Annotated in this window: 22 protein-coding genes; 10 read left to right on the top strand and 12 right to left on the bottom strand. The window is 43.6% G+C overall.

Going from position 1 to position 21,951, the window contains the following annotated elements:
• The gene (locus A3IE_RS0108175) at positions 1-1,032 is read right to left on the bottom strand and encodes a cupin domain-containing protein (RefSeq protein ID WP_020395121.1); all 1,032 of its coding nucleotides are present in this window, start codon (positions 1,030-1,032) and stop codon (positions 1-3) included.
• A gap of 111 nt (positions 1,033-1,143) precedes the next feature.
• On the opposite strand from A3IE_RS0108175, the gene A3IE_RS0108180 reads away from it, so the two are divergent.
• Both A3IE_RS0108180 and lexA read left to right on the top strand, forming a co-directional pair.
• Positions 1,144-2,034: a LysR family transcriptional regulator gene (locus tag A3IE_RS0108180; protein WP_020395122.1), complete on the top strand. Its 891-nt coding sequence runs from the start codon at positions 1,144-1,146 to the stop codon at positions 2,032-2,034.
• Between the two features lie 123 nt (positions 2,035-2,157).
• Positions 2,158-2,775, top strand: coding sequence for a transcriptional repressor LexA (gene lexA, locus A3IE_RS0108185; RefSeq protein ID WP_020395123.1), 618 nt, complete (start codon positions 2,158-2,160; stop codon positions 2,773-2,775).
• A 13-nt stretch (positions 2,776-2,788) separates the two neighbouring features.
• On the opposite strand, the gene A3IE_RS0108190 is transcribed toward lexA, so the two are convergent.
• The 5 genes from A3IE_RS0108190 to aliA form a co-directional block, all read right to left on the bottom strand.
• Positions 2,789-3,112: a hypothetical protein gene (locus A3IE_RS0108190; protein WP_020395124.1), complete on the bottom strand. Its 324-nt coding sequence runs from the start codon at positions 3,110-3,112 to the stop codon at positions 2,789-2,791.
• A gap of 315 nt (positions 3,113-3,427) precedes the next feature.
• Complete coding sequence (locus A3IE_RS0108195) at positions 3,428-5,011, bottom strand: hypothetical protein (RefSeq protein ID WP_020395125.1); 1,584 nt, start codon at positions 5,009-5,011, stop codon at positions 3,428-3,430.
• 535 nt (positions 5,012-5,546) lie between these two features.
• Complete coding sequence (locus A3IE_RS0108200; RefSeq protein WP_020395126.1) at positions 5,547-6,776, bottom strand: DUF1615 family protein; 1,230 nt, start codon at positions 6,774-6,776, stop codon at positions 5,547-5,549.
• Positions 6,777-7,012: 236 nt separating this feature from the next.
• The gene (locus A3IE_RS0108205; protein WP_020395127.1) at positions 7,013-7,792 is read right to left on the bottom strand and encodes an enoyl-CoA hydratase; all 780 of its coding nucleotides are present in this window, start codon (positions 7,790-7,792) and stop codon (positions 7,013-7,015) included.
• 8 nt (positions 7,793-7,800) lie between these two features.
• Positions 7,801-9,426, bottom strand: coding sequence for a cyclohexanecarboxylate-CoA ligase (gene aliA / locus A3IE_RS0108210; protein WP_020395128.1), 1,626 nt, complete (start codon positions 9,424-9,426; stop codon positions 7,801-7,803).
• Positions 9,427-9,678: 252 nt separating this feature from the next.
• On the opposite strand from aliA, the gene aliB reads away from it, so the two are divergent.
• A complete protein-coding gene (gene aliB / locus A3IE_RS0108215; RefSeq protein ID WP_020395129.1) occupies positions 9,679-10,827 on the top strand; it encodes a cyclohexanecarboxyl-CoA dehydrogenase in 1,149 nt (382 codons plus the stop codon).
• Between the two features lie 14 nt (positions 10,828-10,841).
• Here aliB and A3IE_RS0108220 read toward each other — a convergent pair whose 3' ends face one another.
• The gene (locus A3IE_RS0108220) at positions 10,842-11,312 is read right to left on the bottom strand and encodes a MarR family winged helix-turn-helix transcriptional regulator (protein ID WP_020395130.1); all 471 of its coding nucleotides are present in this window, start codon (positions 11,310-11,312) and stop codon (positions 10,842-10,844) included.
• 83 nt (positions 11,313-11,395) lie between these two features.
• Here A3IE_RS0108220 and badH point away from each other — a divergent pair, with 83 nt between their 5' ends.
• From badH to A3IE_RS0108245, 5 genes are read left to right on the top strand one after another with little or no spacing between them, the layout of a single operon-like run.
• Positions 11,396-12,163, top strand: a complete 768-nt coding sequence (gene badH, locus A3IE_RS0108225) for a 2-hydroxycyclohexanecarboxyl-CoA dehydrogenase (protein ID WP_020395131.1) — start codon at positions 11,396-11,398, stop codon at positions 12,161-12,163.
• A 42-nt stretch (positions 12,164-12,205) separates the two neighbouring features.
• The gene (badI, locus tag A3IE_RS0108230; protein WP_020395132.1) at positions 12,206-12,988 is read left to right on the top strand and encodes a 2-ketocyclohexanecarboxyl-CoA hydrolase; all 783 of its coding nucleotides are present in this window, start codon (positions 12,206-12,208) and stop codon (positions 12,986-12,988) included.
• 40 nt (positions 12,989-13,028) lie between these two features.
• Positions 13,029-14,180 carry an acyl-CoA dehydrogenase family protein gene (locus A3IE_RS0108235; RefSeq protein WP_020395133.1) on the top strand — a complete coding sequence of 384 codons (1,152 nt, stop codon included), beginning with the start codon at positions 13,029-13,031 and terminating at the stop codon, positions 14,178-14,180.
• 36 nt (positions 14,181-14,216) lie between these two features.
• A complete protein-coding gene (locus A3IE_RS0108240) occupies positions 14,217-15,389 on the top strand; it encodes an acyl-CoA dehydrogenase (RefSeq protein ID WP_020395134.1) in 1,173 nt (390 codons plus the stop codon).
• A 10-nt stretch (positions 15,390-15,399) separates the two neighbouring features.
• A complete protein-coding gene (locus tag A3IE_RS0108245) occupies positions 15,400-16,095 on the top strand; it encodes a nitroreductase (RefSeq protein ID WP_020395135.1) in 696 nt (231 codons plus the stop codon).
• Positions 16,096-16,818: 723 nt separating this feature from the next.
• Here the strand turns inward: A3IE_RS0108245 and A3IE_RS0108250 are convergent.
• On the bottom strand, positions 16,819-17,487 hold the full coding sequence (locus A3IE_RS0108250; protein ID WP_020395136.1) for a class I SAM-dependent methyltransferase: 669 nt from the start codon (positions 17,485-17,487) through the stop codon (positions 16,819-16,821).
• 742 nt (positions 17,488-18,229) lie between these two features.
• Here A3IE_RS0108250 and A3IE_RS0108255 point away from each other — a divergent pair.
• Positions 18,230-18,994 (top strand): arylamine N-acetyltransferase family protein, encoded by a 765-nt coding sequence (locus A3IE_RS0108255; protein WP_020395137.1) that lies wholly within the window; start codon positions 18,230-18,232, stop codon positions 18,992-18,994.
• Here A3IE_RS0108255 and A3IE_RS0108260 read toward each other — a convergent pair.
• Positions 18,991-19,200 (bottom strand): (2Fe-2S)-binding protein, encoded by a 210-nt coding sequence (locus tag A3IE_RS0108260; protein ID WP_020395138.1) that lies wholly within the window; start codon positions 19,198-19,200, stop codon positions 18,991-18,993. The genes A3IE_RS0108255 and A3IE_RS0108260 overlap by 4 nt on opposite strands.
• Before the next feature lie 310 nt (positions 19,201-19,510).
• Here A3IE_RS0108260 and A3IE_RS0108265 point away from each other — a divergent pair, with 310 nt between their 5' ends.
• Positions 19,511-19,804: a hypothetical protein gene (locus A3IE_RS0108265; protein WP_157832852.1), complete on the top strand. Its 294-nt coding sequence runs from the start codon at positions 19,511-19,513 to the stop codon at positions 19,802-19,804.
• A 36-nt stretch (positions 19,805-19,840) separates the two neighbouring features.
• On the opposite strand, the gene bfr (A3IE_RS0108270) is transcribed toward A3IE_RS0108265, so the two are convergent.
• From bfr (A3IE_RS0108270) to A3IE_RS0108280, 3 genes are all read right to left on the bottom strand, one after another.
• On the bottom strand, positions 19,841-20,308 hold the full coding sequence (gene bfr / locus A3IE_RS0108270) for a bacterioferritin (protein ID WP_020395140.1): 468 nt from the start codon (positions 20,306-20,308) through the stop codon (positions 19,841-19,843).
• A 19-nt stretch (positions 20,309-20,327) separates the two neighbouring features.
• Positions 20,328-20,801, bottom strand: coding sequence for a bacterioferritin (gene bfr, locus A3IE_RS0108275; RefSeq protein ID WP_020395141.1), 474 nt, complete (start codon positions 20,799-20,801; stop codon positions 20,328-20,330).
• A 62-nt stretch (positions 20,802-20,863) separates the two neighbouring features.
• Complete coding sequence (locus A3IE_RS0108280; RefSeq protein ID WP_020395142.1) at positions 20,864-21,901, bottom strand: AraC family transcriptional regulator; 1,038 nt, start codon at positions 21,899-21,901, stop codon at positions 20,864-20,866.
• Positions 21,902-21,951 lie beyond the last annotated feature (50 nt).

A 21,951-nucleotide genomic window follows, 5' to 3' on the forward strand; every position in this document is an offset into this window, starting at 1 on the left:
TTAAGCACGCTCTGAATATAAGCCAAGTTTGTGATGCAAGGGTGATTCGTCAGCGATGAAGATAAAGGATGCTTCAGAAGACTGATTAGTGAAGCTGATCTCTGCAAAGCATGGTGCACAGCAAGTATCCGATGCTTCTAAGTTGAAACTATTCGTATCAATCTGAATGTGTACCTGTCCCTCAATCAGATGGAAAATTTGCGCAGGTGAACGTTTGCGAAGTCTCAATACTTCATTCGGGCGCAACATCAAAGCTGAAAAACCGAGGATATTTTCACAAGCGGCGCCAGTTTCCGGATTGATATAAGCAATTTGAATGGCAGAACCATGCGGATCGCTTTCACTTAATTGTAAGAGTGCTGATTTGGCATCTGCCCACGGATAACGCAACATAGGGTAATGGGGTTTAGCACGTTCAAATAAAGGCATGGGTACAATGCCGCGATGATAGCGTTGCTCACGCGCCTCACCTTTAATGGTTTGCGGTTGGCCTTCTTCCACAAACGAGGCTTCAAGGTAATACACCAAGGGTAAATCTAGCACATCTAGCCAAATCACTGGCTCATTGCCATTATGATGATGTTCGTGCCATAAACCCGTTGGCGTTAAAATTAAATCACCTTTCACCATAGGACAGCGCTCGCCTTCCACCGTGGTATAAGCATCACTGCCTTCTACGACCATGCGTACCGCATTAGGTGTATGGCGATGCGGCGGCGCAATTTCACCCGGTAGCAGCAATTGCATTCCTAGATACATACTGGAGCTAGCCTGCATTTTTTCTAAACCATGCCCTGGGTTGGCCAAGACCAAGACGCGGCGCTCAGCTTTCTCAATCGGCGTTAATTCACCTGCTTGCAGGAGCAACGGCTTGAGACTGCGATAAGGCCAATACGTTGCTAAAGTGCGTGGTTGTGGTTTATGAGGCGGGAGAACACTGCGTAAACTCGGCCACAATGGCACTAGATTCAGTTCAGTGAGTGAAGCCACGTACTCAGGCGGCAAATCTTGTAAAGTGCCTAAGGCTTGCATATTCACTCCTTCAATCGTTGTAGTATGGGGCGAACCTTAGCAGTTTCCGCTTTATTCCGTCTAGCTATAGTCTTTGATACAATGTATTAAAAAATCGAATAGAGCTTTAGTGTGCTGAATGTAGATCAACGTTTATTAGAAATATTTGAGCGACTTTATCTAACAGGCAGTGTCTCGAAAACCTCGGATATGCTTGCCATGGGGCAGCCCGCAGTCAGTATTGCTTTGACGAAATTGCGTGAGCATTTTAATGATCCGCTATTTGTACGTATTAAAAATAAAATGGAAGCCACAAGCCTTGCGCATGAGCTTTATCCGATTGCTAAGCAAGCCCTTGAAGGTCTAAAAGCGGTGCAAAGTTTTACACAAGGTTTCGATCCTAAAACCGCTACCCGTAGTTTCACGATTAGTATGACGGATATTACGCATATGGTCTTATTGCCCAAGCTTTGGGCGCATCTTAAGCAAGTTGCCCCTCATATTAAACTGGAGGTTTACCCCATTGGGCGCGAGACAGCCGATAAATTAGCAAGTGGTGAAGTGGATTTAGCGATTGGTTTTATACCACAACTAGAAGCGGGTTTTTATCAACAAACCCTATTTCGTCAAAACTACATCTGCCTTGTCAGCAAACACCATCCACGGATTAAACAATCGCTCAGTTTGCAGCATTATCAAACAGAAGGGCATGTTTCGATTGTGACGTCGGGCACGGGGCATATGCTGTTAGATGTTGAAGTGAAAAAGCGCCAACTGCGGCGGCGTATTGATTTGAAATTGCCAAGCTTTTTAGGAATTGGTTATTTGATTGAGCATACGGAGTTAATCGCTAGCGTGCCGGAGAAATTGGGCGAGCTATTAGCACAATCTAATAAGATTCACTGTTTTCCACTACCCTTCGCATTACCGGATTATGCGGTCAAACAGCACTGGCATGAGCGCTTTCATGCTGATAAAGGCAGTCAGTGGCTTAGAGAAACGATTATGAATTTATTAACTTGAGTGATGGTGGGGTTTTTAAGCTAAAACAAAAAGCAAATCAAAACTAATAAATTCTTATTGGAAAAGTTCGTATTTAGTTCTTATAATAGATTCGTGTTTGGTTCGGCTTGGTAGGGGGCGGTGATGCTCACACGTAAACAGCAACAGATTTGGGAAGTGATTCAACAGTGGTATAATCATTTTGGTTATGCTCCCACTTTGGATGAAATTGGGCAAAAACTTGGCATTAAAAGCCGCAGTACGGTACACCAGCATATTCAAACCTTGATTCAAAAAAATGTTTTGCTCAGTGGTCAAGGTAAACGTGCCTATCAAATGCCTAAGCCCTTATTGGATCAACACCCACAACTCCCTTTAGCATTGACTAGCCTACCTTTAGAAGGGCAAATCGCTGCGGGTCAGCCGATTCAGGCCATTAGTGATCAGGCGGATATTAGCCCCAATGAGTTATTTTTAGGCCCTGGCCGATATGCCCTTAAAGTTAAAGGTGAATCCATGATCGATATCGGTGTCATGGACGGGGACTATGTGGTGATCCAACGCACAGAAGAAGCGCGTAATGGTGAGATTGTCGTCGCTTTGATTGAGCGCGAAGAAGCGACTTTAAAACGTATTTATTACCAAGCCAATGGTCAGATTGAACTGCATCCTGAAAATAAGACGATGCGCCCGATGATTTATCCGGCACAAAGCGTACAAATTCAGGGACGTATGATTGGTTTGTTTAGAAGTTATCGTTAAGTATCCTTTGTGCTTAGTGTCTAACTGCTATGCTTCCAAACGCCACATTAGCCGCGCTCATGCTGTCGTGTTCAAAATGAAATAGCGGTTTTAGAGCGCTTAAATCTTGCGCTGTGGCTGAGTAGTTGATAGCAATCATCCGATCCCCCAGTTGACGTACTTTTACCCCGTCCGGTAAATCCACATGTGGTATTTGTAGTTCTTTACACAATTTTTTAAACACGACTTTATAAGCTTCAGCATCCAAACAAGCGGCGCAATAAAGTATCTGCCCTTGTCTAACAATAACGGCTTCTTGATCGCTAGCAGTAGTGACTATTTCTACATCCTTACCCATTTCACGTAACCAGACCCTTAGCCATTATCCCCGACTAGGTTCAGCGACTGACTGGCTTCAGCAATCAGGTAACAGGGTTTATATGCTTCCTGCAACAGAAAGCAGTTCACGCTCTCATGGAATATGCTATCACTTCTGACAAGGGTGTAGGCCGTTGATTTCCGTTCACTCATGAAAAATCCCATGGACATTGGCGAGGTGTAATGCACTGTTGGTAGATGGCTCGGTCTTTGGATTATCTTTGTCCACTGGCAGCTAAAGCTTAGCTCATTTCACAAAATGGGGAGGCTGTCAATGCGTAAGCCCTATAAAAGTTCATATCGGTTTAAACATTACTCCAAGTTTACCAGCTAATACAATAGCTTCACGAAGCTCAAATTTATGGGTATCTTTGTGTATATGCAAAAATGTAATTTTGATCGAAGCTGTTTGGCCTAACTCCTGTTGAGCATCTAAAATATCCTGAAGTACTAGTAATGGTTTTTTATTGTAGGTGAGTACAATATCACCATTGGTTAAACCTATTTTAGATGCCTGAGTACTTTGGCTAGTATCAACTACATATAAACCACCCTCTACTCCAAATGCGCTGGCTTGCTCAGTAAAATAGTAGGCAGTATCCAGATATTGTTGAGTAAATTTATCCAAATTTGGAAAGTGTTTTTTTACATAGTCTAGGGTACTTTTGGCTTTGTTAGTTTGTCCTAATTTTCTTAGTGTAGCCGCTTTCCAAAATAAATCCTCAGGTTTGTCCTCAGGTTTAATATCTAATTGTGCTACTAATTCTTTTAGCTCATTTAAACGCTGGTTAAAGCCTTCTTCTCCACTAGTATTGGCATCCTGCTTCTTTTGTATTAGCTTCTCTAACTCAGTGAGCTTTTGAATTTTGAGTTGATGGAGTATGGCTTTTGTGGGAATTTTTTTTGGTTGTAAAAGTAATAAGGCCGATAATTGGGTATTAATATTTTCTTTGGAAAGATTCAAATCTGTTAAGGTTTCAAGACCAATATAGTAAGTAAGCTCAGTATAAATTTTTAGGGATTTAATAGTATTTTCAAGGTTATTTTGATAAAAATCCATTTCCTGAGGATTATTGCTAACTCGATGATTAGCTATTTGTGCTAGGTCACCAAATAAGTTTTCTGTTTTTAACTCTATATTTTTTAGCTGGTCGTAAAATTGACGTATGTTTGTTACATCAGTTCCTGTATTAATTAATGTTTGTGTAAGAGCAGTCCCAAAGTCAGACCTTAATGGACTACTATTCATGGTTTGTCGCAGTGAGGTTATACTGGTTTGTGCTAAAAGATTGGTGATGCCGTTTTTAAAATATTTTGCTGCTGCGGGAACTATTTCTTTATTAACTTGATCAAGATTAGTAGATAAATTGTCTTGTCCTAGTGCTTGAGCTATGTAACCTAAACGACTATCTAATGCTAGTAAATTGTTAATAATTTCATTACCCACAGCTTGTTTAGCCTGTTGAATTTTTTGTTGTTTTTCCTCTGGGGTTTCGCCTTGGTTATAACAACTGATTTGTACATTACCTTTAACATCACTCAAGTCGCCACTACAATTTCCCTTAATATTATTTGTAGTGCTCATAAAAATAAATGAAATTACTATTCCTGTGACTACCAATGCTCCGATCAAGCCTACTTTCATAGTACTAGTCATACCTTGGTATGGTAAATGTTTTGACGTTTGCCCATCATGTGAAAGGGCGGAGATATGGTGCATTCCCTGAATTTCCGCCTCAGTCTCTTTGATCAAATGTTCAAGTTGAAACTTACGTGTCGCATCGGTTTCCAGATCGTATTGCTTATACAACTTAGCTAACTTTTGTGTAAGCATCGTCAAGCGTTGTTGCTGGATATCAGGAGTAGGAGTGTGTGCCATGAATAGCCCTCACCATATTGGGTTAATACCAGTATAACGTAAGGGCTAAAGGCAGAGAAACGTTTATAAACGGTAGGTTAAATGAAAAAGCACCAACAATTAGCACCTTGGTGTAGTACTTTTAGGCTTAATTATAGAAAACCAGTACCCAAAATAATCAAAGAGGTAGTGCAACTAATTCCTCCACCGACAGCCCGATTCGTCGTCGGTGCGCCTTAGCTTGTGCTCATTTGTATTTAATAGGATTGAGATCCGGAGTAAGGTGGCAGAAACAAGATTGATCGTATGTCTTGCCGCTCAGGGAAGTTGTTTGAAAGAATCATACCTGTTTTCGCAAGACCCGTTCTAAAAAAACAATCGACCAAGTAGTCTTTTTGTACCTGACTTTTAAACTGGCTCCTGCCGTAATGCTATTACTATCATCAACGCTCATCCCCATCACCAGAACCCTGAGCGTTTGTTCTGGTCTACTAAAGTATTTTTATTCAAGGAATCAGGTGAGCGAGTACGTTAAGCAGTTTAAAGCCTATTTTTTTTACCGTGCCATACAGGCTTGATAACGTTTATTAACAGTTTGAGCGAAAATCTCAGTTGTTAAAATGCGTGAAGTTTTCTCGCTACTCAACTGAATTTTCGGGAGTTTTGCATAATTCGATTTTTTCCCAGTACGGCTTTGATAGGTTTGTTGCAGCGCTCTATAAGTTTTGGTGTCATTAAAATCCAACTGTTTTTCATGACGCAGGTCACGACGAATTTGATAGTCACTTAAACCTAATGCTAAATTTTTGGACAATTCTCTAAGCGCCTGCTCAGTGGCGCTCGCTGTCATAGACACTTCACCATTATCTTTATAAATCAATAAGTCACCGTCGTTTGTTAATTTTTTGCTAGATAAATTAGCAATAATCTCTTGAAAAGCGGCATTTCGACAACTATAGCGGCCTGCATTAAAGTCTGCAAAACGGTAAATTTTTTTATCATAGCCAGTTTCATAAGCGAGCAATAAACGCGTACCGTAATAGAGACCACCGGCTCGAGTGTATAATGTATCGCGTAATTCATATAAATCTGCCAAGCTCAGAAATTTACGACCCCGTTCGATTTCAACTTGCTTAGCATAGCTAACGGCAACCTGCATTGAGCCTATGGTGTCAATATCATTATTACTTTCGATAAAGTCATAGGCAAAACGATTATCAAGTAACATATTTAATTTATATTTTTTAGCGTATTGCTCTAAACCCGTGATCAACTGCCGATAGGCTAAATCTAAATCACGCTCTGTTTTGGCATTGCGAATTTTTTTTAAAAAGCTACTGGCTGGATCGGGAAAGCGCTCAAGAAATAGAATTGCGCCTTCGCCCACTAAAGGATAATTATGCAGTTTTTTAATGACAGCCTGTTCGGCAATCTTACCAAGATTAGGAATAGTAGGGTTAGCGACGAAACCGGATTCTTGATCAACAATAGCAATAACAGCACAGACATTTTCGCGGCTTTGTGCTAATTGATTTTGTTTTAAGGCATTTAACAAATCATTGGCCCAGCCTTTTGCATCGCGCATAGTAGGCTCAGCGGCTTGAATCAGTTTAGCCGTTTCATGAAGGCTCATCGCGGGAGCTGTGGCTACAGGGGCGTTAGGACTAGCACTTGTCGTCAGTTTTTGTTTGATACTAGGGTAGGCAATGAATGCAGCAGCCACCACTAACAAAGCGAGCAACCATTTTAATAAGCTGTTGAATTGATCAGCCAACCAATCAAGCATACCTGCACATCCTCAGCCCTTTTTAAATTAGAATGGTGCATAGTGTAGGGTCACAGCGAAAACCTGTCCAAATTTTAAAAAGTTATTCAAAGATTAGAGGATCAAATGCTTGAACATTAAACGATATCAGGCCGAAAAATCTGAAAGCGATGCACAGCATAACAACAGGTTTTTCAGAGTTTTACTGATGCCAATAAGAGCTGCGCAGTAACGGATTCGCTTTGAGCGGGTACTTTTTAACAATCCTTAAATACAGCAGGTCGCTTTTCTAAAAAGGCTTGCATACCTTCCTTTTGATCATGCAGTGCAAATGCAGCGTGCAAGCTACGGCGTTCAAATAAAATGCCTTCCTGTAAAGGAGATTCAAATGCGCGATTTACGCTTTCTTTCATCATCATCAAGATCGGCTGGGAATAGGAAGCAATGGTTTGTGCTATTTTCAAGGTTTCTTCTAGCAATTGTGCCGTCGGGAAAATGCGTGCTACTAAACCGGAACGTTCGGCCTCTTGCGCATCCATACTGCGCGCCGTTAAACACATATCCATCGCTTTAGCTTTACCGATAGAGCGGGGTAAGCGTTGTGTGCCACCTGCACCAGGGATAGTGCCAATTTTGACTTCAGGTAAACCAAATTTGGCATTTTCCGCCGCAAAAATGGTGTCGCACATCATCGCTAACTCACAGCCACCCCCTAAGGCTAGGCCAGATACCGCAGCAATAACGGGTTTTCGAAAAGTCCTTAAGCGTTCCCAATTGCGGCTAATTAAATCCTCTTTATAAGCTTGCTGATAATTTAGTTTGGCGATTGTAGAAATATCAGCACCCGCTGCAAATGCTTGTGCTGAGCCTGTAATGACAACGCAATTAATTTGCGCATCTTGCGCACAATCATCCAAAGCTTCAGTAAGTGCATCCATCAGCGCATCATTCAGTGCATTATAAACGTGGGGACGATTGAGGCGAATCAGTGCCACGCGCTCAAGTTTCTCAAAAAGAATCGGTGGTTCGTGCTCCATGTTTTCCCTTACTCTGTTGTGTAGTTTTTGGCAATATCGCGCAATTTGAATTTTTGCAATTTACCGCTGGGTGTCATCGGGAGTTGCGGCAGAATTTCTAGGCGCTCGGGAATATATTGCTTGGTGATTTGCAAGCTATTCAGGTAGTTACTCATTTCTTCAAAGCTGAATTGCTGTTTGGGCTTGAGTGAAACAAAGGCACACACACGTTCGCCATAGCGTCGATCAGGAAAGCCGACTACTGCAACTGTGGCAATAGCAGGGTGCTTATACAGTAGATTTTCAATTTCCGTTACGGGAATATTTTCACCGCCACGAATCACCACATCTTTACTGCGGCCTACAATACGAATAAAACCTTCAGCATCCATAAAAGCTTGATCGCCAGTATCAAACCAACCTTGTTCATCAGTACTATTCAGTTCAGGCCGCTTCAGATAGCCTGCGAACATGGATGCGCCACGCACACGTAATGAGCCCACTTCACCCAAGGGCACGGGATTATTTGTGCTGTCGACCACGATAACTTCCATGCCGGGTAGGGGGCGACCATCGGAATTACCCGAGCGTTCTAAAGCGCGTGCGGGGTCAGTTACTGTGACAGCGCCATTTTCAGTCATACCCCATGCTGAGCTAATGCGCAAATCCATTAAGCGGTAGGCACGCTCGATCACAATAGGAGGGATGGGAGCACCTGCACAGTTAAATTTCTTAAAACTAGGGGCAGGTGCTACACCTTGTTCAACCGCTTGACATAAGTCGGCCACAAAGGTGGCAGAAGCCATACTAAATGTTACACCTTCGTTGCGTGCAATAGCTAAGGCTTGTTGTGGATCCCAAACATCTTGCAATACCGTGGTGGTATTCAAAATCAAAGGCAGGCTAGCCAAATAGCCATAACCGGTTAGGTGTGCTAAAGGAGATGCTCCCAAAATTACTTCCTCACCACTCAGCTCCATGCGTTCAGCATAGGCATATAAATTGGAGAAAAGCGTGTTGGAAGTGTGCATGACACCTTTCGGTTCACCGGTTGTTCCCGAGGTATACATCAAGAGCATAACATCGTCAGGCTGGATCGGTGTGAAGGGGGTGGCTGGCATATCATCGCGTAACAGTTTTTGCTCAAAACTATCGTCGCCTTCACCGTCCACAATAATCAAATGTTGCAAATGCGGAAGGTCGGGCAACATACTGCGCGCCATGCTTTCATAGTCAAAACCACGATATAGCTTGGGGATCACGAAAACTTTAGATTCACCAAAATTCAGCATAAAGCGCAATTCATGCTGACGGAAAATCGGCATCACTGGGTTTGCAACCGCTCCAATCCGTGCACAAGCCAATTGTAAGACAATAAACTCCCACCAATTCGGCAATTGAAAAGTCACTACATCACTACTGCCCACGCCCAAAGCCACTAACGAGCGCGCCACTTTTTCTACCCGATTGTCTAACTCACGATAACTCAGGCGGGTAGGTGTCGTTTGCCCACTGCGATAGGCCACCACGGCTGTTTTATCGGGGCAATGCTCTAAAGCCTGTTGGAGATGTAAATTGATCGTTTCATCACGCCACAAACCCGCTGCTTTCATGGTTTGTAGGCGTGCGGCTAACAGTACAGGATCAAAATGCATAGCTCCTCCTTCTATGGCACTACAATGACCAGTTAATAGCAAAATTGTGATGCTAATTAGCTTAGGAAAGTGTCGTATAAAAGTCAATATATTTACATAAAATTAGTGGAGAATAAGCATTTTTTGAAAATTTTTTAGGACTTTTTAAGTTTTACCCCAATAGCTTGAATTGTTTATTATGTAAATATATTGACATTAATCCAAGTTGTTCTCTAAGATTAAGTATATAGCCACTGTGTATGAGGAGCTGCCATGGATTTCAGTCTCACAGATGAACAACAAGCCTTAATCGAATCGGCTAGTCGTTTTGCGAAAAACCGTCTGGCTCCTTTTTACCGTGAGCGTGAGAAAGCGCGCTGTATTGAACCGGAATTAATTCGCGAAATGGGCGATCTAGGGTTCTTAGGTGTGGAGTTACCGGAAGCAGTAGGTGGTCTCGGTGTCGATTGTGTAACCAGTGGTTTATTGTTAGAGCAAATTGCTTATGGTGATTTTAATGTTTCGTATGTCAATCTCCTGACTTCACTCTGCGGACAAATTGTTGCGCATTATGCAAAGTCTGATCTAGCACTTGAATGGCTAGGCAAAGCGCTACGTGGTGAGGTGGCGATTGCTTTGGCCTTAACAGAACCCAATGCGGGCTCTGACGCTGCTCAACTCAAGCTTAAAGCACGACGCGAGGGCAAGGATTTCATTCTAAGTGGGGAAAAAACCTCGATTTCTATGGCCACTCAAGCAGGTATTGCAGTGGTCTTTGCACGCACGGGCGAAGAATCAGAACGTGCACATGGCATTAGCGCTTTTCTCGTACCGCTCGATGCAGCAGGTATTACGCGCACAGCCTTTGATGATTTAGGTACTCGCCCTGTTGGACGCGGCTCGATTTTTTTTGATGGTGTACACATCTCACAAGATTTAATGCTAGGGGATGAGGGGCAAGGTTTCGTACAAGTAATGCAAGGTTTCGACTATAGCCGTGCCTTGATTGGTTTGCAGTGCTTGGGAGTAGCGCGTGCTTCTTTAGACGAGGCATGGCGTTATAGCCAAGAGCGTGAAGCCTTTGGTAAGCCGATTGGCGATTTTCAAGGGGTTAGCTTTCCATTGGCCGAGTGTGAAACCTATTATGAAGCTTGTCGTAGCTTATGTTTACGAACCCTTTGGTTGAAAGACCAGCATTTACCGCATACGGCAGAAGCTGCGATGTGCAAGTGGTGGGCGCCTAAATTAAGCTGCGAAATTATCCAGCAGTGTCTTTTGACTCACGGTCATGGTGGTTATGGTAGCGACTACCATTTTGGGCAGCGCTATCGTGATGTATTAGGCTTACAGATTGGTGATGGAATGGCAAATATCATGAAAATGATTATTGCGCGCCAAATGAAAAAACGTTTTGCGGTCTAAGTGCCATGCTTAGGCTAAAGCTGCGACATGTTTTTTTGCAAGCGATTGATATAATGGATAAATTCAATCCGATCATCAAACGACATGCCTTGCAAAGCCCCATTGTAAAAAGCACGAATGGGATCAGCGAGTTTCAACCACAATGCTTCACCCGCAACTGTCAAACGTACTTTTCGGGCACGCCGATCTGCTTCATCAGTAGCGCGCTCCACAAAACCATCACGTTCCAAGCGATCCAAAACCCCTGTGAGGTTTTGACGGCTGACCAGCAAATATTTCGACAAATCCCCCACACTCATACCTTGTTTGGCCTGAGGGCGAGACAAAGCACCCAACACCGACCATTGCTGTGTGGTGACTCCCAAGCCTTCCAATGCCTGTGTGCCTTTAGTGTGCAGCGTATTAGCTGCCTGAAAAAAGCGAAAAAACAATCGGTTATTGATTTCATCAGCAGTCAAATTTTTTTCAGGCGTCAAGTCTTTCATAGTCTTAATGAATTAATTAAATCGTTTTCATTGAAACGCAACTTAGCCCTAAAAAGCAATCTTTAGCATGAGGAGGAAATTATATGCGTGGATTATCGAATAAGGTGGTGCTGGTGACTGGCGGCGGCGGCGGGATTGGCTCCGCTATTTGCCAGCGTTTTGCAGCGGAAGGCGCAAAAGTCGCTGTTTTTGATATTAATAAGCAAAGTGCTGAGCGCGTAGCGGCGTCGATTCGTGAAAGCCAAGGACAAGCTCAGGCTTTTGAGGTGGATTTGACTAAACAAGAGTCCGTCATCGCAGCGGTAGCGGCCACAGAGCAGCAATTAGGCACGATTGATGTGCTGGTGAACAATGCGGGTTGGGATAAAGCAGCCCCTTTCTTGAAAACCGATAAGGTGCTTTGGGATCAAATCGTTGCAGTCAATCTCTATGGTGCGCTTTATATGCATCATGCTGTTCTTTCCGGTATGTCTGCGCGGGGCGCAGGGCGTGTGATTAATATTGCTTCTGATGCAGCACGAGTGGGTTCCTCCGGTGAAGCGGTTTATGCATTCTGTAAAGGTGGTTTGGTTGCGTTTTCAAAAACCATGGCGCGTGAATTAGCCCGCAAGCAAATTAGTGTGAATGTGGTTTGTCCTGGCCCTACTGATACCGCTTTGTTCCGCGATTTTGCGGGTGAAGGAGAGCAGGGTGAAAAGCTTAAAACTGCACTCACGAAAGCGATTCCCTTTGGCCGTTTAGGGCAGCCTGACGATGTACCCGGAATCGTAGTCTTTTTAGCCAGCGATGAAGCGGCTTTTATTACTGGACAAGTGATTAGTGTGTCAGGTGGCTTGACGATGGCAGGTTAGTTTGTAGGTCTTTTTTGAAAACAGTTGTTGGAGGAGTAAGTCATGGAATTTCAAGATATTCTTTATACCAAAGACAGTGGTATTGCGACGATTACGATTAATCGCCCTAAATCTTACAATGCTTTTCGTGCCCAAACCTGTGAAGAGATTATTCACGCGTTAAAAGATGCTGATTTTGATAAAAGTATTGGTGTAGTCGTTTTGACCGGGGCAGGTGATAAAGCTTTCTGCACCGGTGGAGATCAAGGGACACAAGATGGTGGTTATGGTGGACGTGGCACGATTGGCTTGCCGATTGAAGAAATGCAAAGCGCGATCCGTGATATTGCTAAGCCGGTCATTGCACGGGTGAATGGCTTTGCAATCGGTGGTGGTAATGTGCTCGTGACGATTTGCGATTTGGCTATAGCCTCTGAAAATGCACAATTAGGGCAGGTGGGACCCAAAGTAGGTTCAGTGGATCCGGGGTTTGGGACAGCTTTATTAGCACGGGTGGTGGGCGAAAAGAAAGCGCGCGAGATTTGGTATTTATGCCGCCGTTATACTGCCCAAGAAGCCCTGCAAATGGGGCTAGTGAATGCTGTCGTGCCACACGATCAGCTTGATGCAGAAGTGAAGAAATGGTGCGATGAAATCCTAGAGAAAAGCCCCACCGCCATTGCCTTGGCGAAAAAATCTTTCAATATGGATAGCGAAAGTATTCGTGGTATGGGGGCTTTTGCGATGCATGCCCTGAAACTTTATTACGAAACGGATGAGTCTGCTGAGGGTGGCAATGCGTTCCGCGAGAAACGTAAGCCAGAGTTTCGCAAATACGTCAAATAAACTTCCAATTCCGCAAGCGTTACTCAAACAGGAGATACGCATGATTCGTGACCAAGAAATTTTGAATATCTTGTTGGATACGATAGAGCGTTTTGTGCGCGAACGCTTAATACCGCTTGAGCAGGAAGTCGCGGAAAGTGATCAGATTCCCGAGAGTATTGTGACGGAAATGAAAGCGCTCGGTTTATTTGGCTTGTCGATTCCGGAGGAATACGGCGGCATGGGCTTAAGCATGGAAGAAGAGGTATTGGCTACTATGGTCATTGGTCATACTTCTCCAGCCTTTCGCTCATTATTTGCCACCAATAATGGGATAGGGAGCCAAGGGATTGTCATGGATGGCACCTCCGAGCAAAAAGCGCATTATCTACCACAATTAGCCAGCGGCGACCTCATTGGATCTTTTGCTTTAACTGAACCAGATTCTGGTTCGGATGCAGCAAGTTTACGTACACAGGCAGTACGGGATGGTAATCATTACATCCTCAATGGTACGAAACGCTATATTACCAACGCCCCTGAAGCTGGTATTTTCACAGTGATGGCACGAACCGATGCCGATAAAAAAGGGGCAGATGGGATTTCAGCTTTTATTGTTGAGCGTGGCACAGCGGGATTAACAGTTGGTTCTATTGATAAAAAAATGGGGCAAAAAGGTGCACATACCGCCGATGTGATTTTTGACAATTGCCGTGTGCCCGTGAGTCAGCTAATTGGTGGGCGCGAAGGGATAGGCTTTAAAACGGCGATGAAGGTATTGGATAAGGGACGGATTAATATTGCTGCCCTGTGTGTGGGGGTATCAGAACGTATGCTGGACGATGCTTTGCATTATGCTTTGGAACGTAAGCAGTTTGGTAAGCCTATTGCCGACTTTCAATTAATTCAGGCCATGCTCGCCGATAGTAAGGCTGAGCTTTATGCAGCCCGTTCAATGGTAATTGATGCGGCAAGGCGACGTGATGCTGGGCAGGATGTGGGTACAGAAGCGGCTTGTGCCAAATTATTTGCCTCCGAAGCTTGTGGGCGTATTGCCGATCGTGCCGTACAAATTTTTGGCGGGGCAGGTTATTTGGCCGAATATGGCATTGAGCGCTTTTATCGAGATGTGCGATTATTTCGTATCTTTGAAGGCACCAGCCAAATTCAACAATTAGTGATTGCGCGCAATATGATTCGAGCGGCATCCTAAGCTACTTTACTTAACCCTAATCGGAAGTGGACAACTATGGCGGAATTTAAGTGGGATGATCCTTTATTGCTGGATCAGCAATTGACGGATGACGAGCGTATGATACGTGAGGCAGCTGCTAGTTATGCGCAAGGTAAATTAAAACCACGGGTGCAAGAAGCATTCCGCAATGAATCAACGGATCCTGCTATTTTTCGGGAAATGGGGGAGTTAGGTTTATTAGGGGTAACGATTTCTGAGGAATACGGTGGGGCGGCCTTAAATTATGTGAGTTACGGCCTGATTGCGCGCGAGGTAGAGCGGGTCGATTCTGGTTATCGCTCAATGATGAGTGTGCAATCGTCCTTAGTGATGGTACCGATTGAAGCCTTTGGTTCAGAAGCGCAAAAACGTAAATATTTGCCCAAGCTTGCTACGGGTGAGTGGATAGGTTGTTTCGGTTTAACCGAGCCTAATTCAGGCTCTGACCCGGCTTCGATGTCCACACGCGCTAAAAAAGTTGATGGTGGCTATTTAGTATCGGGCAGCAAAATGTGGATCACCAATAGCCCGATTGCTGACGTTTTTGTAGTGTGGGCTAAGAATGACGAAGGCAACATTCGCGGTTTCATCCTTGAGAAAGGCATGAAAGGCTTATCCGCTCCAGCCATTCACGGCAAAGTCGGTTTACGTGCCTCGATTACCGGCGAGATTGTTATGGATGAGGTATTTGTTCCGGCTGAAAACGAGTTTCCGGAAATCACGGGACTAAAAGGGCCATTCACCTGCTTAAACTCAGCTCGCTATGGGATTGCATGGGGCGCTTTAGGGGCAGCGGAAGACTGCTGGTTCCGTGCTCGTCAGTATGTGATGGATCGCAAACAGTTTGGTCGTCCTTTAGCGGCTAATCAATTGATCCAAAAGAAATTAGCCGACATGCAAACCGACATTACACTGGGCTTGCAGGGCTGCTTACGTTTAGGCCGCATGAAAGACGAAGGGGTGGCGGCGCCAGAAATTACCTCGATTATGAAGCGTAATTCCTGCGGTAAAGCGTTGGAGATTGCTCGCATAGCGCGTGATATGCACGGCGGTAACGGTATTTCGGATGAGTTTGGTGTGATTCGTCATGTGGTGAATTTGGAAGTGGTGAATACCTATGAGGGGACACATGATGTGCACGCCCTGATCTTAGGCCGTGCCCAAACGGGTATCCAAGCGTTTTCTTAAGGAAGAGACCATGCAAATTGATCCTAAATTAGCAACGCCGCAGGCGGATGCGGTGATGGCGGCACGCCATTCGGTAAGAGCTTATTTGCCTAAGACCGTTGATAAAACTTTAGTGGATGAGCTATTAAGCATTTCAGCGCGCGCACCGTCCGGGACGAATACGCAACCATGGTTTGTGCATGTCTTAACGGGTAATACCTTAAATCAATTGGTCGAGCGTGTTTGTGCTGCTTTTGACGCGCAAGATACTAGCCACCAGCCCGAATATGACTATTATCCGGTCAAATTTTTTGATCCTTACCTAGCCAGACGGCGCAAGATTGGCTGGGATATGTATAGTCTTTTAGGAATAGGCAAGGGGGATATGGACAAAACCCGCGCTCAGCATCGCAAAAACTTCGAGTTTTTCGGCGCACCGGTGGGCCTAATTTTCACGATTGATCGGCGCATGGGCAAAGGCAGTTGGCTGGATTATGGCATGTTTCTGCAAAATATCATGCTCGCAGCGGTAGCGCGTGGTTTGGATACTTGTCCACAAGCAGCATGGATTGATTATCATACTATCATTAGTGAGGTGCTTCAGTTAGATGAGCATCAGCAAGTTGTGTGTGGAATGGCTTTAGGCTATGCCGATAATGAAGCGACCGTGAATAAGCTTGTGACGGAACGGGCGCCTACTAGCGAATTTGTTTCTTACCATTCCTGATTTTTAGAGCTTTTGCGGCAGTAGAATAAGTGAGTAAGTGCATACCCTTCTTTAAGACACCGTGTATGATCGTATTTTTGAGGAAGTAGTTAGGCGTTTGCATTAGCAGAAGCGGCTAAGAAGCAATGGGGTCTCCAAGCATAAGGCTTGGAGAGTCAATTAGCTTTTGAGATTTTTCATTCAAAAATACCATCCGTCGGCGATTAATTTCACGATTAATGGCTTCTCGCGCTGGGGCTAAAGGGTGTCCTTTGGCTTTCTTGAGCGGGATTAATGTCTTAAAGTGGAAGTGGTGAGTACGCTGATCCCTTGCCCATTACGAAGTAGGGACGATAACGCCACATACTAGGATTTGTTTAAAAAGGGTAAAATCGTGAACGAAACTTTTTAGATTTTGAAGATGGGGGACTGCTGCTTACCACTTTACCAGCGCTTCTATTTTTTAGGACGCTCAATCAGTATGTCCGTCGCATCGACTTGTGTGACAATCGGTTTTTCGACGCCATCATCCGACAGGGTTTTAGGTAACAACAGATCATTATACTTCCAAGCGTCTTACCACTCGCCGCGCATTGGACTCACTTAGGCCGTACTGGGTTCCCAGCGTCAATAAAGAGGGACAGTCTCACCAATAGGTCAGGCTTAAATTTAACTCCGATTCAGTACTCAGCTTGTATGGTTTATTACCGTGAACTGATCAATCATTGGTTCATGAAAGAGGTCTTATTTTTTTATAATTAATAAAGTTTTTCCATAAAAGGCTATCATGTCTATTTGTTGTGCCAACGCTATTTGCATGGCACTTAGGGTTAGTTTTTCACCATTTCGGTGCTGGGCGCCTCGACCACAAATACAGTAGGTCAAATGATTAAAATAGGTGAATGCATCAACGGGACTATCTGCATAACTTTGCTCATGCAATGAGCGAAAGCTAGTATGTAGGTCTTCTACTATATAGAGACCACCTGATTCTAGGGTTTGAAATAAAACTTCAAATGCTAAAATTTGATGACTCCACATATGGCTAGCGTCATCCAAAATAATTCTGTTCTGATTAAACTTTCTGGCTAGTGTTTGTAAGTAGTTAAGAGAGCTCAGATTACCTATTTCTACAATGATTCGATCATGTTCTATGGTTTTCGCATCAGGCCTAATATCAACCCCTACCACCTGAGCGTTTTTGAAATATTCACTCCACGTATATAAAGATTTTCCTTTATTATCTTCTGGACCAACACCTAGCTCTAAAAAGGTGAATTCCTGATCACGAAAAGAAGAGAAGTAAAACTCATAAAACCTCATATAATCATGCTGTTTACTAGATTTATCAGTACCATAGCGTATGGCTATTTCATCTAATAAAGCCCTTTTTAAGAGTTTTTCGTTTGACATAATTTCGACCTTTTTACTATAAAATTAATATGATGTTAGGGGGTAATAGCTAAAAGCAAGCATAAGTCAGTGTCATCACTTGCAACCACAAATAATATACCAAAAGAATTTTAAAGTATATAAATTAAGCTGTCATGCTCCTAATCATCAAAGGCGTATATCTATAGTAAGCTCTCTTAATGGGTGATTAAGACTTTAAATATGAATTTAGGACAATAGGATATCCTTGTGAAATGCTCTGTCATGTAAAAATAGCCTAGGTTCTCTTGACGTTTAGTTTAAGTAAGTGATTATTTTAATATATGGAAATCAAAGGAATGACGCAAACTATTGCTTTAACTAAGTGCGATTTTTAAATGTCAACAGGGTCTTATATTGCTATAGGAAGATTCATTAATCTGAATAATAAATAGAGAAATAAGTTAATTGGTTAATTTTCTTACTTGAATGACTGCTATCAGATAAATCTTAGATAAATCGTTTCATGAACCTGTAACCATGCTGGCTTTACTCATAATCAACGATGATGCAGTCATTATCCCACGAATAGGAAGTGGGTCTGTCCTGATAACTTTTTGACACGTTGTTCATCATTGTAGGTGGAGGCGATAGTACCATCCACAGAAGGATAATAAGAGTATTACCCAATGGGCAGCTATTGAGTCGATCAGAGGCATTAGCACTATCGTTCTACTTCTAAGTTTCTTAAACTGCTTATTTTTTTGAGCCGAATTACTTTTCTATGCACACTGATACTTTCGACTTAAACGCTTATTGTGAGCGAATACACTATCAAGGCCTCCTAAAATCTGATTTCGCTACGGTTAAAGCTTTGATGCAGCAGCAATTAATGACTGTGCCTTTCGAGAATTTAGATGTGTTAGCCAAGAAACCTATCTCGATTCAACCTAATGATATAGTGCACAAAATCATTCCACAAAAGCGTGGGGGCTATTGTTACGAAGTGAATGGTATTTTTGCGATGGCGCTAGGGGCCTTACATATTCCTTATGAATTTGTGGCGGCACGCCCCTTATTTTATCCAGTACGTCGTCCGCGCACCCATCTGGCTTTAGTAGTTCAGGTAGGGGGACATGAATACTTGGTTGATTTAGGTTTTGGTAGTTTTGGTATTCGTGAACCCATGCGCTTGGATATGCTCGAGGAGAGCATTCAGCAGGGCTATGAAACTTTCAAGCTTAGCCGTGCCGATGATGGCGACACTGTGTTAGAAGCGCTAGTAGAAGGGAACTGGGTCAAGCAATATGGCTTTAATCGCACTCAGGCCGAATGGGTTGATTTTGTGCCTGCGAATTGGCTAAATTCCACCCATCCCGATGCCGTATTCACTCAAAAACCTTTGCTGGTGTTATTTACCAAAGATGGGCGAAAAACACTCTTTGGGAATGTTTTTAAGCACTATGACAAAGGGGAAATGACGCAACGCATTATCGAGCCTGAAGCGTTAGCTGATTGCTGCGCTCTAGAGTTTAAGCTGATTCCCTAAAGCACTACTTCTTGTGCTAAGTGAAAGTTGGTGCAGGATGTTTCATTCAAGCAATGGCTAATGACATCCTGTGCTTCAGGTTTGCAGCGCCCACAACAAGTGCCTACCTTGAGTATATCTTGAATCGCTTCCAAGCTGGTGTAGCCTTGCTGCACTGCCGCACGAATTGCTTTATCACTCACCGAATGACAAATACAAATATACATACTCCACCTGAATAAGAGTTATTAACGTTTAGCCGGTATCATACTGGAGTTTTTTATTAATGCAAATAATTCTCAATAACTTTTGTAAGCGCTTGACGCGCCTTCCTTAAATGATTATTATTCTCAATAAAGTTAGGTGAATTCTCCAAAACGTGTGATTTCATCCTCATGTTTAAGCCGCATACATCTTGCCTAACTTTATAGCTAAAAATAAGTATTTCTTCAGCGAGCAGTTTTATAGCCCAGCCACTAGATGTTGAAAGCAAACATAGCCAGGCTAGTTTTTTCTCTTGATATTAAGGAAAAAGCTATGGGGTTCTGTGTTCACATAGATTCAGAGCGTAATGAGGCTCTAATCAACTTATATTCGACTAGGACAGGGCAGTTAATAGCGAGTTTCACACAACAACAGATTGGTGATTATATTGCGCAGGGCGAGTTAGTTTTGGAGGATTTACTGGATAGAGGCACGGCAAGGCAACGACAAGCGATGCTATGTTTGTTATCAAAACAATATGCGTTAAGTGCAACGAATGACAAATGGGCATTAAAGCTGGCTGTGATTATCTTAAAATACTGTGATGCGAATGAACTGTCTGGGTAGTTCCCGCGCTGGGTTTGCCTTGACAGCTCACTAGACTCACATTTGTGATTGCAAGTAATTAGCTAAGCCAATTTTGTCAATTAAGCCTAATTGTTTTTCCAACCAATACGCATGATCTTCTTCGGTATCCGCAAGTTGGATTTTTAGCATCGCACTACTTTGATAATCTAACGCTTCTTCACAGATTTTGATCGCATCACGCAGGGCTTTGACCACTTTATATTCCAGCGCTAAATCATTTTTTAGCATACTCACCACATCTGTACCTACATTCAACGAGTCTTGCTGATTGAGATCAGGCTGAGCTTCTAAAAATAATAAACGCTTAATAATGGCATCGGCATGTTGAGTTTCTTCTTGGCGCTCATGGTCTAAACGCTCATAAAGTTTGCTCAAGCCCCAATCGTCATACATCCGCGAATGAATGAAATATTGATCGCGCGCCGCTAATTCGCCCGCGAGTAGCGTTTTTAGAGTATTAATAACACGTTGATTGCCTTGCATAATTTTCTCTCCCAACTGGTTAGTCGTCGTGCATCATGGATTGGAGGTAGTTTTGTGCACCGGTATTTTGCAGAAGCCATTGTTGACTTTCTAACCAATCTACCTGTTCCTCCGTGGCCTTCAAAATATTCTCCAGTAGCTGACGCGAGATATAATCCTGTTCTAATTCACAGGTGGCGATCGCCTGACGTAAGTCGCTCAACATTTCATTGCTTAAGCGTAAATCATTCGCCAACATTTCTGGCGCATCTTCACCAATGTATAACTTGCCCAAATCTTGCAAATTCGGCAAGCCTTCCAAAAACAGAATGCGCTCAACCAACTGGTCGGCTTGTTTCATGGCTTGAATGGAATAGTGGTATTCCTTCTCATTCAAGCCTTCCAGACCGAAATGCCCACACATACGCGCATGGAGAAAATACTGATTAATCGCGGTGAGTTGACCACGTAAGACTTTATTCAACAGCGGATTAATAGGGGAACTACTTTTCATAGCTGATTACCTTTAGGGTGAAAGGATTTTTAATAGTAGCGTGAAATGGAGCTACTCACTATTTAGGACAATTGGCGAAAAGCTTGTGGGGTTTGCCCAGTCCAAGTCCGAAACGCACGGCTGAAACTTTTCTCGTTTTTGAAGCCCACCTGTTGAGCGATGTGTTTGATGGGAAGTTGACTACGATGTAAGAGTTTGCTGGCTTGATGACGACGTGCCTCGTCTTTGAGTTGCTGCAAGGAAGCACCTTCTTCTTGGAGATGGCGATGCAAACTGCGCAGTGACAGATGAAAGTGTTGCGCTAAGGATTCGGCTGTCCAATTTTTACTGAGGTCTTGTTGCAAAAGGCGGCGAATTTGTTGAAGCAGCAAGCGGTCGCGCCGGTAGGGATGAACGGTGACAGCAATCGCACGTTGCAACATTTGATTTAATTCACGTTCGTCGCGTCGGATGGGTAGTTTGAGATAGCGTACATCGAAGCTTAACTGTGCGCACGGCTCATTAAACTTGATTTCTCCACTAAATAAATGCGGATAAACATCAGCATGTTCGGGCGCGGGATAAGGAAATGTGGCGCTAAAGAGTTGAATGCGTGAGTCAATGAGCCAGCAGGCATAACTCAAAATATAGCGGAAATTGGTAACTAGACAAAATTCTTGTAAGGGTGCGGGTACTTGGTTGAGCTCACAACTCAGCACCGCTTGGTCTTCGTGAATATCAAGTTTTAATACTAAATCTTCAGTCAGTAATTGATGGTGGCGACACCAGCGCTTCAGAGCGATAGCGAGATGAGTGGAGGTGAGCGAAGCGCGGCATAACATCCCATAAGTTCCCCAGGGCAAGCGACGACTAAACCAGCCCAAGGCTTCATCATCCAGTTCTTGCATAGCCACAGCCGACATGATTTCCATTTGGGCTGCTGTAACACGATTGCGAGCGTTAGAGAGTTGCGCAGGGGAGATTTTAGCCAAGGCTAATGCATTGGCAGGATCAATGCCATAGTACTGATACGCTATAACCATGGCTTGGATGAAAGCAATAGGCGTTCTAGCTTTACCTTCCAGTGGATTATTAATCGGTGGCAGTAGTAGCGATTTCATGATTTAAACTTAAAAATAATTGGCAGAATTTGCAACCTTTTTGGCAAGCT

It is taken from the genome of Thiolinea disciformis DSM 14473 (genome assembly GCF_000371925.1).
Taxonomy (GTDB): domain Bacteria; phylum Pseudomonadota; class Gammaproteobacteria; order Thiotrichales; family Thiotrichaceae; genus Thiolinea; species Thiolinea disciformis.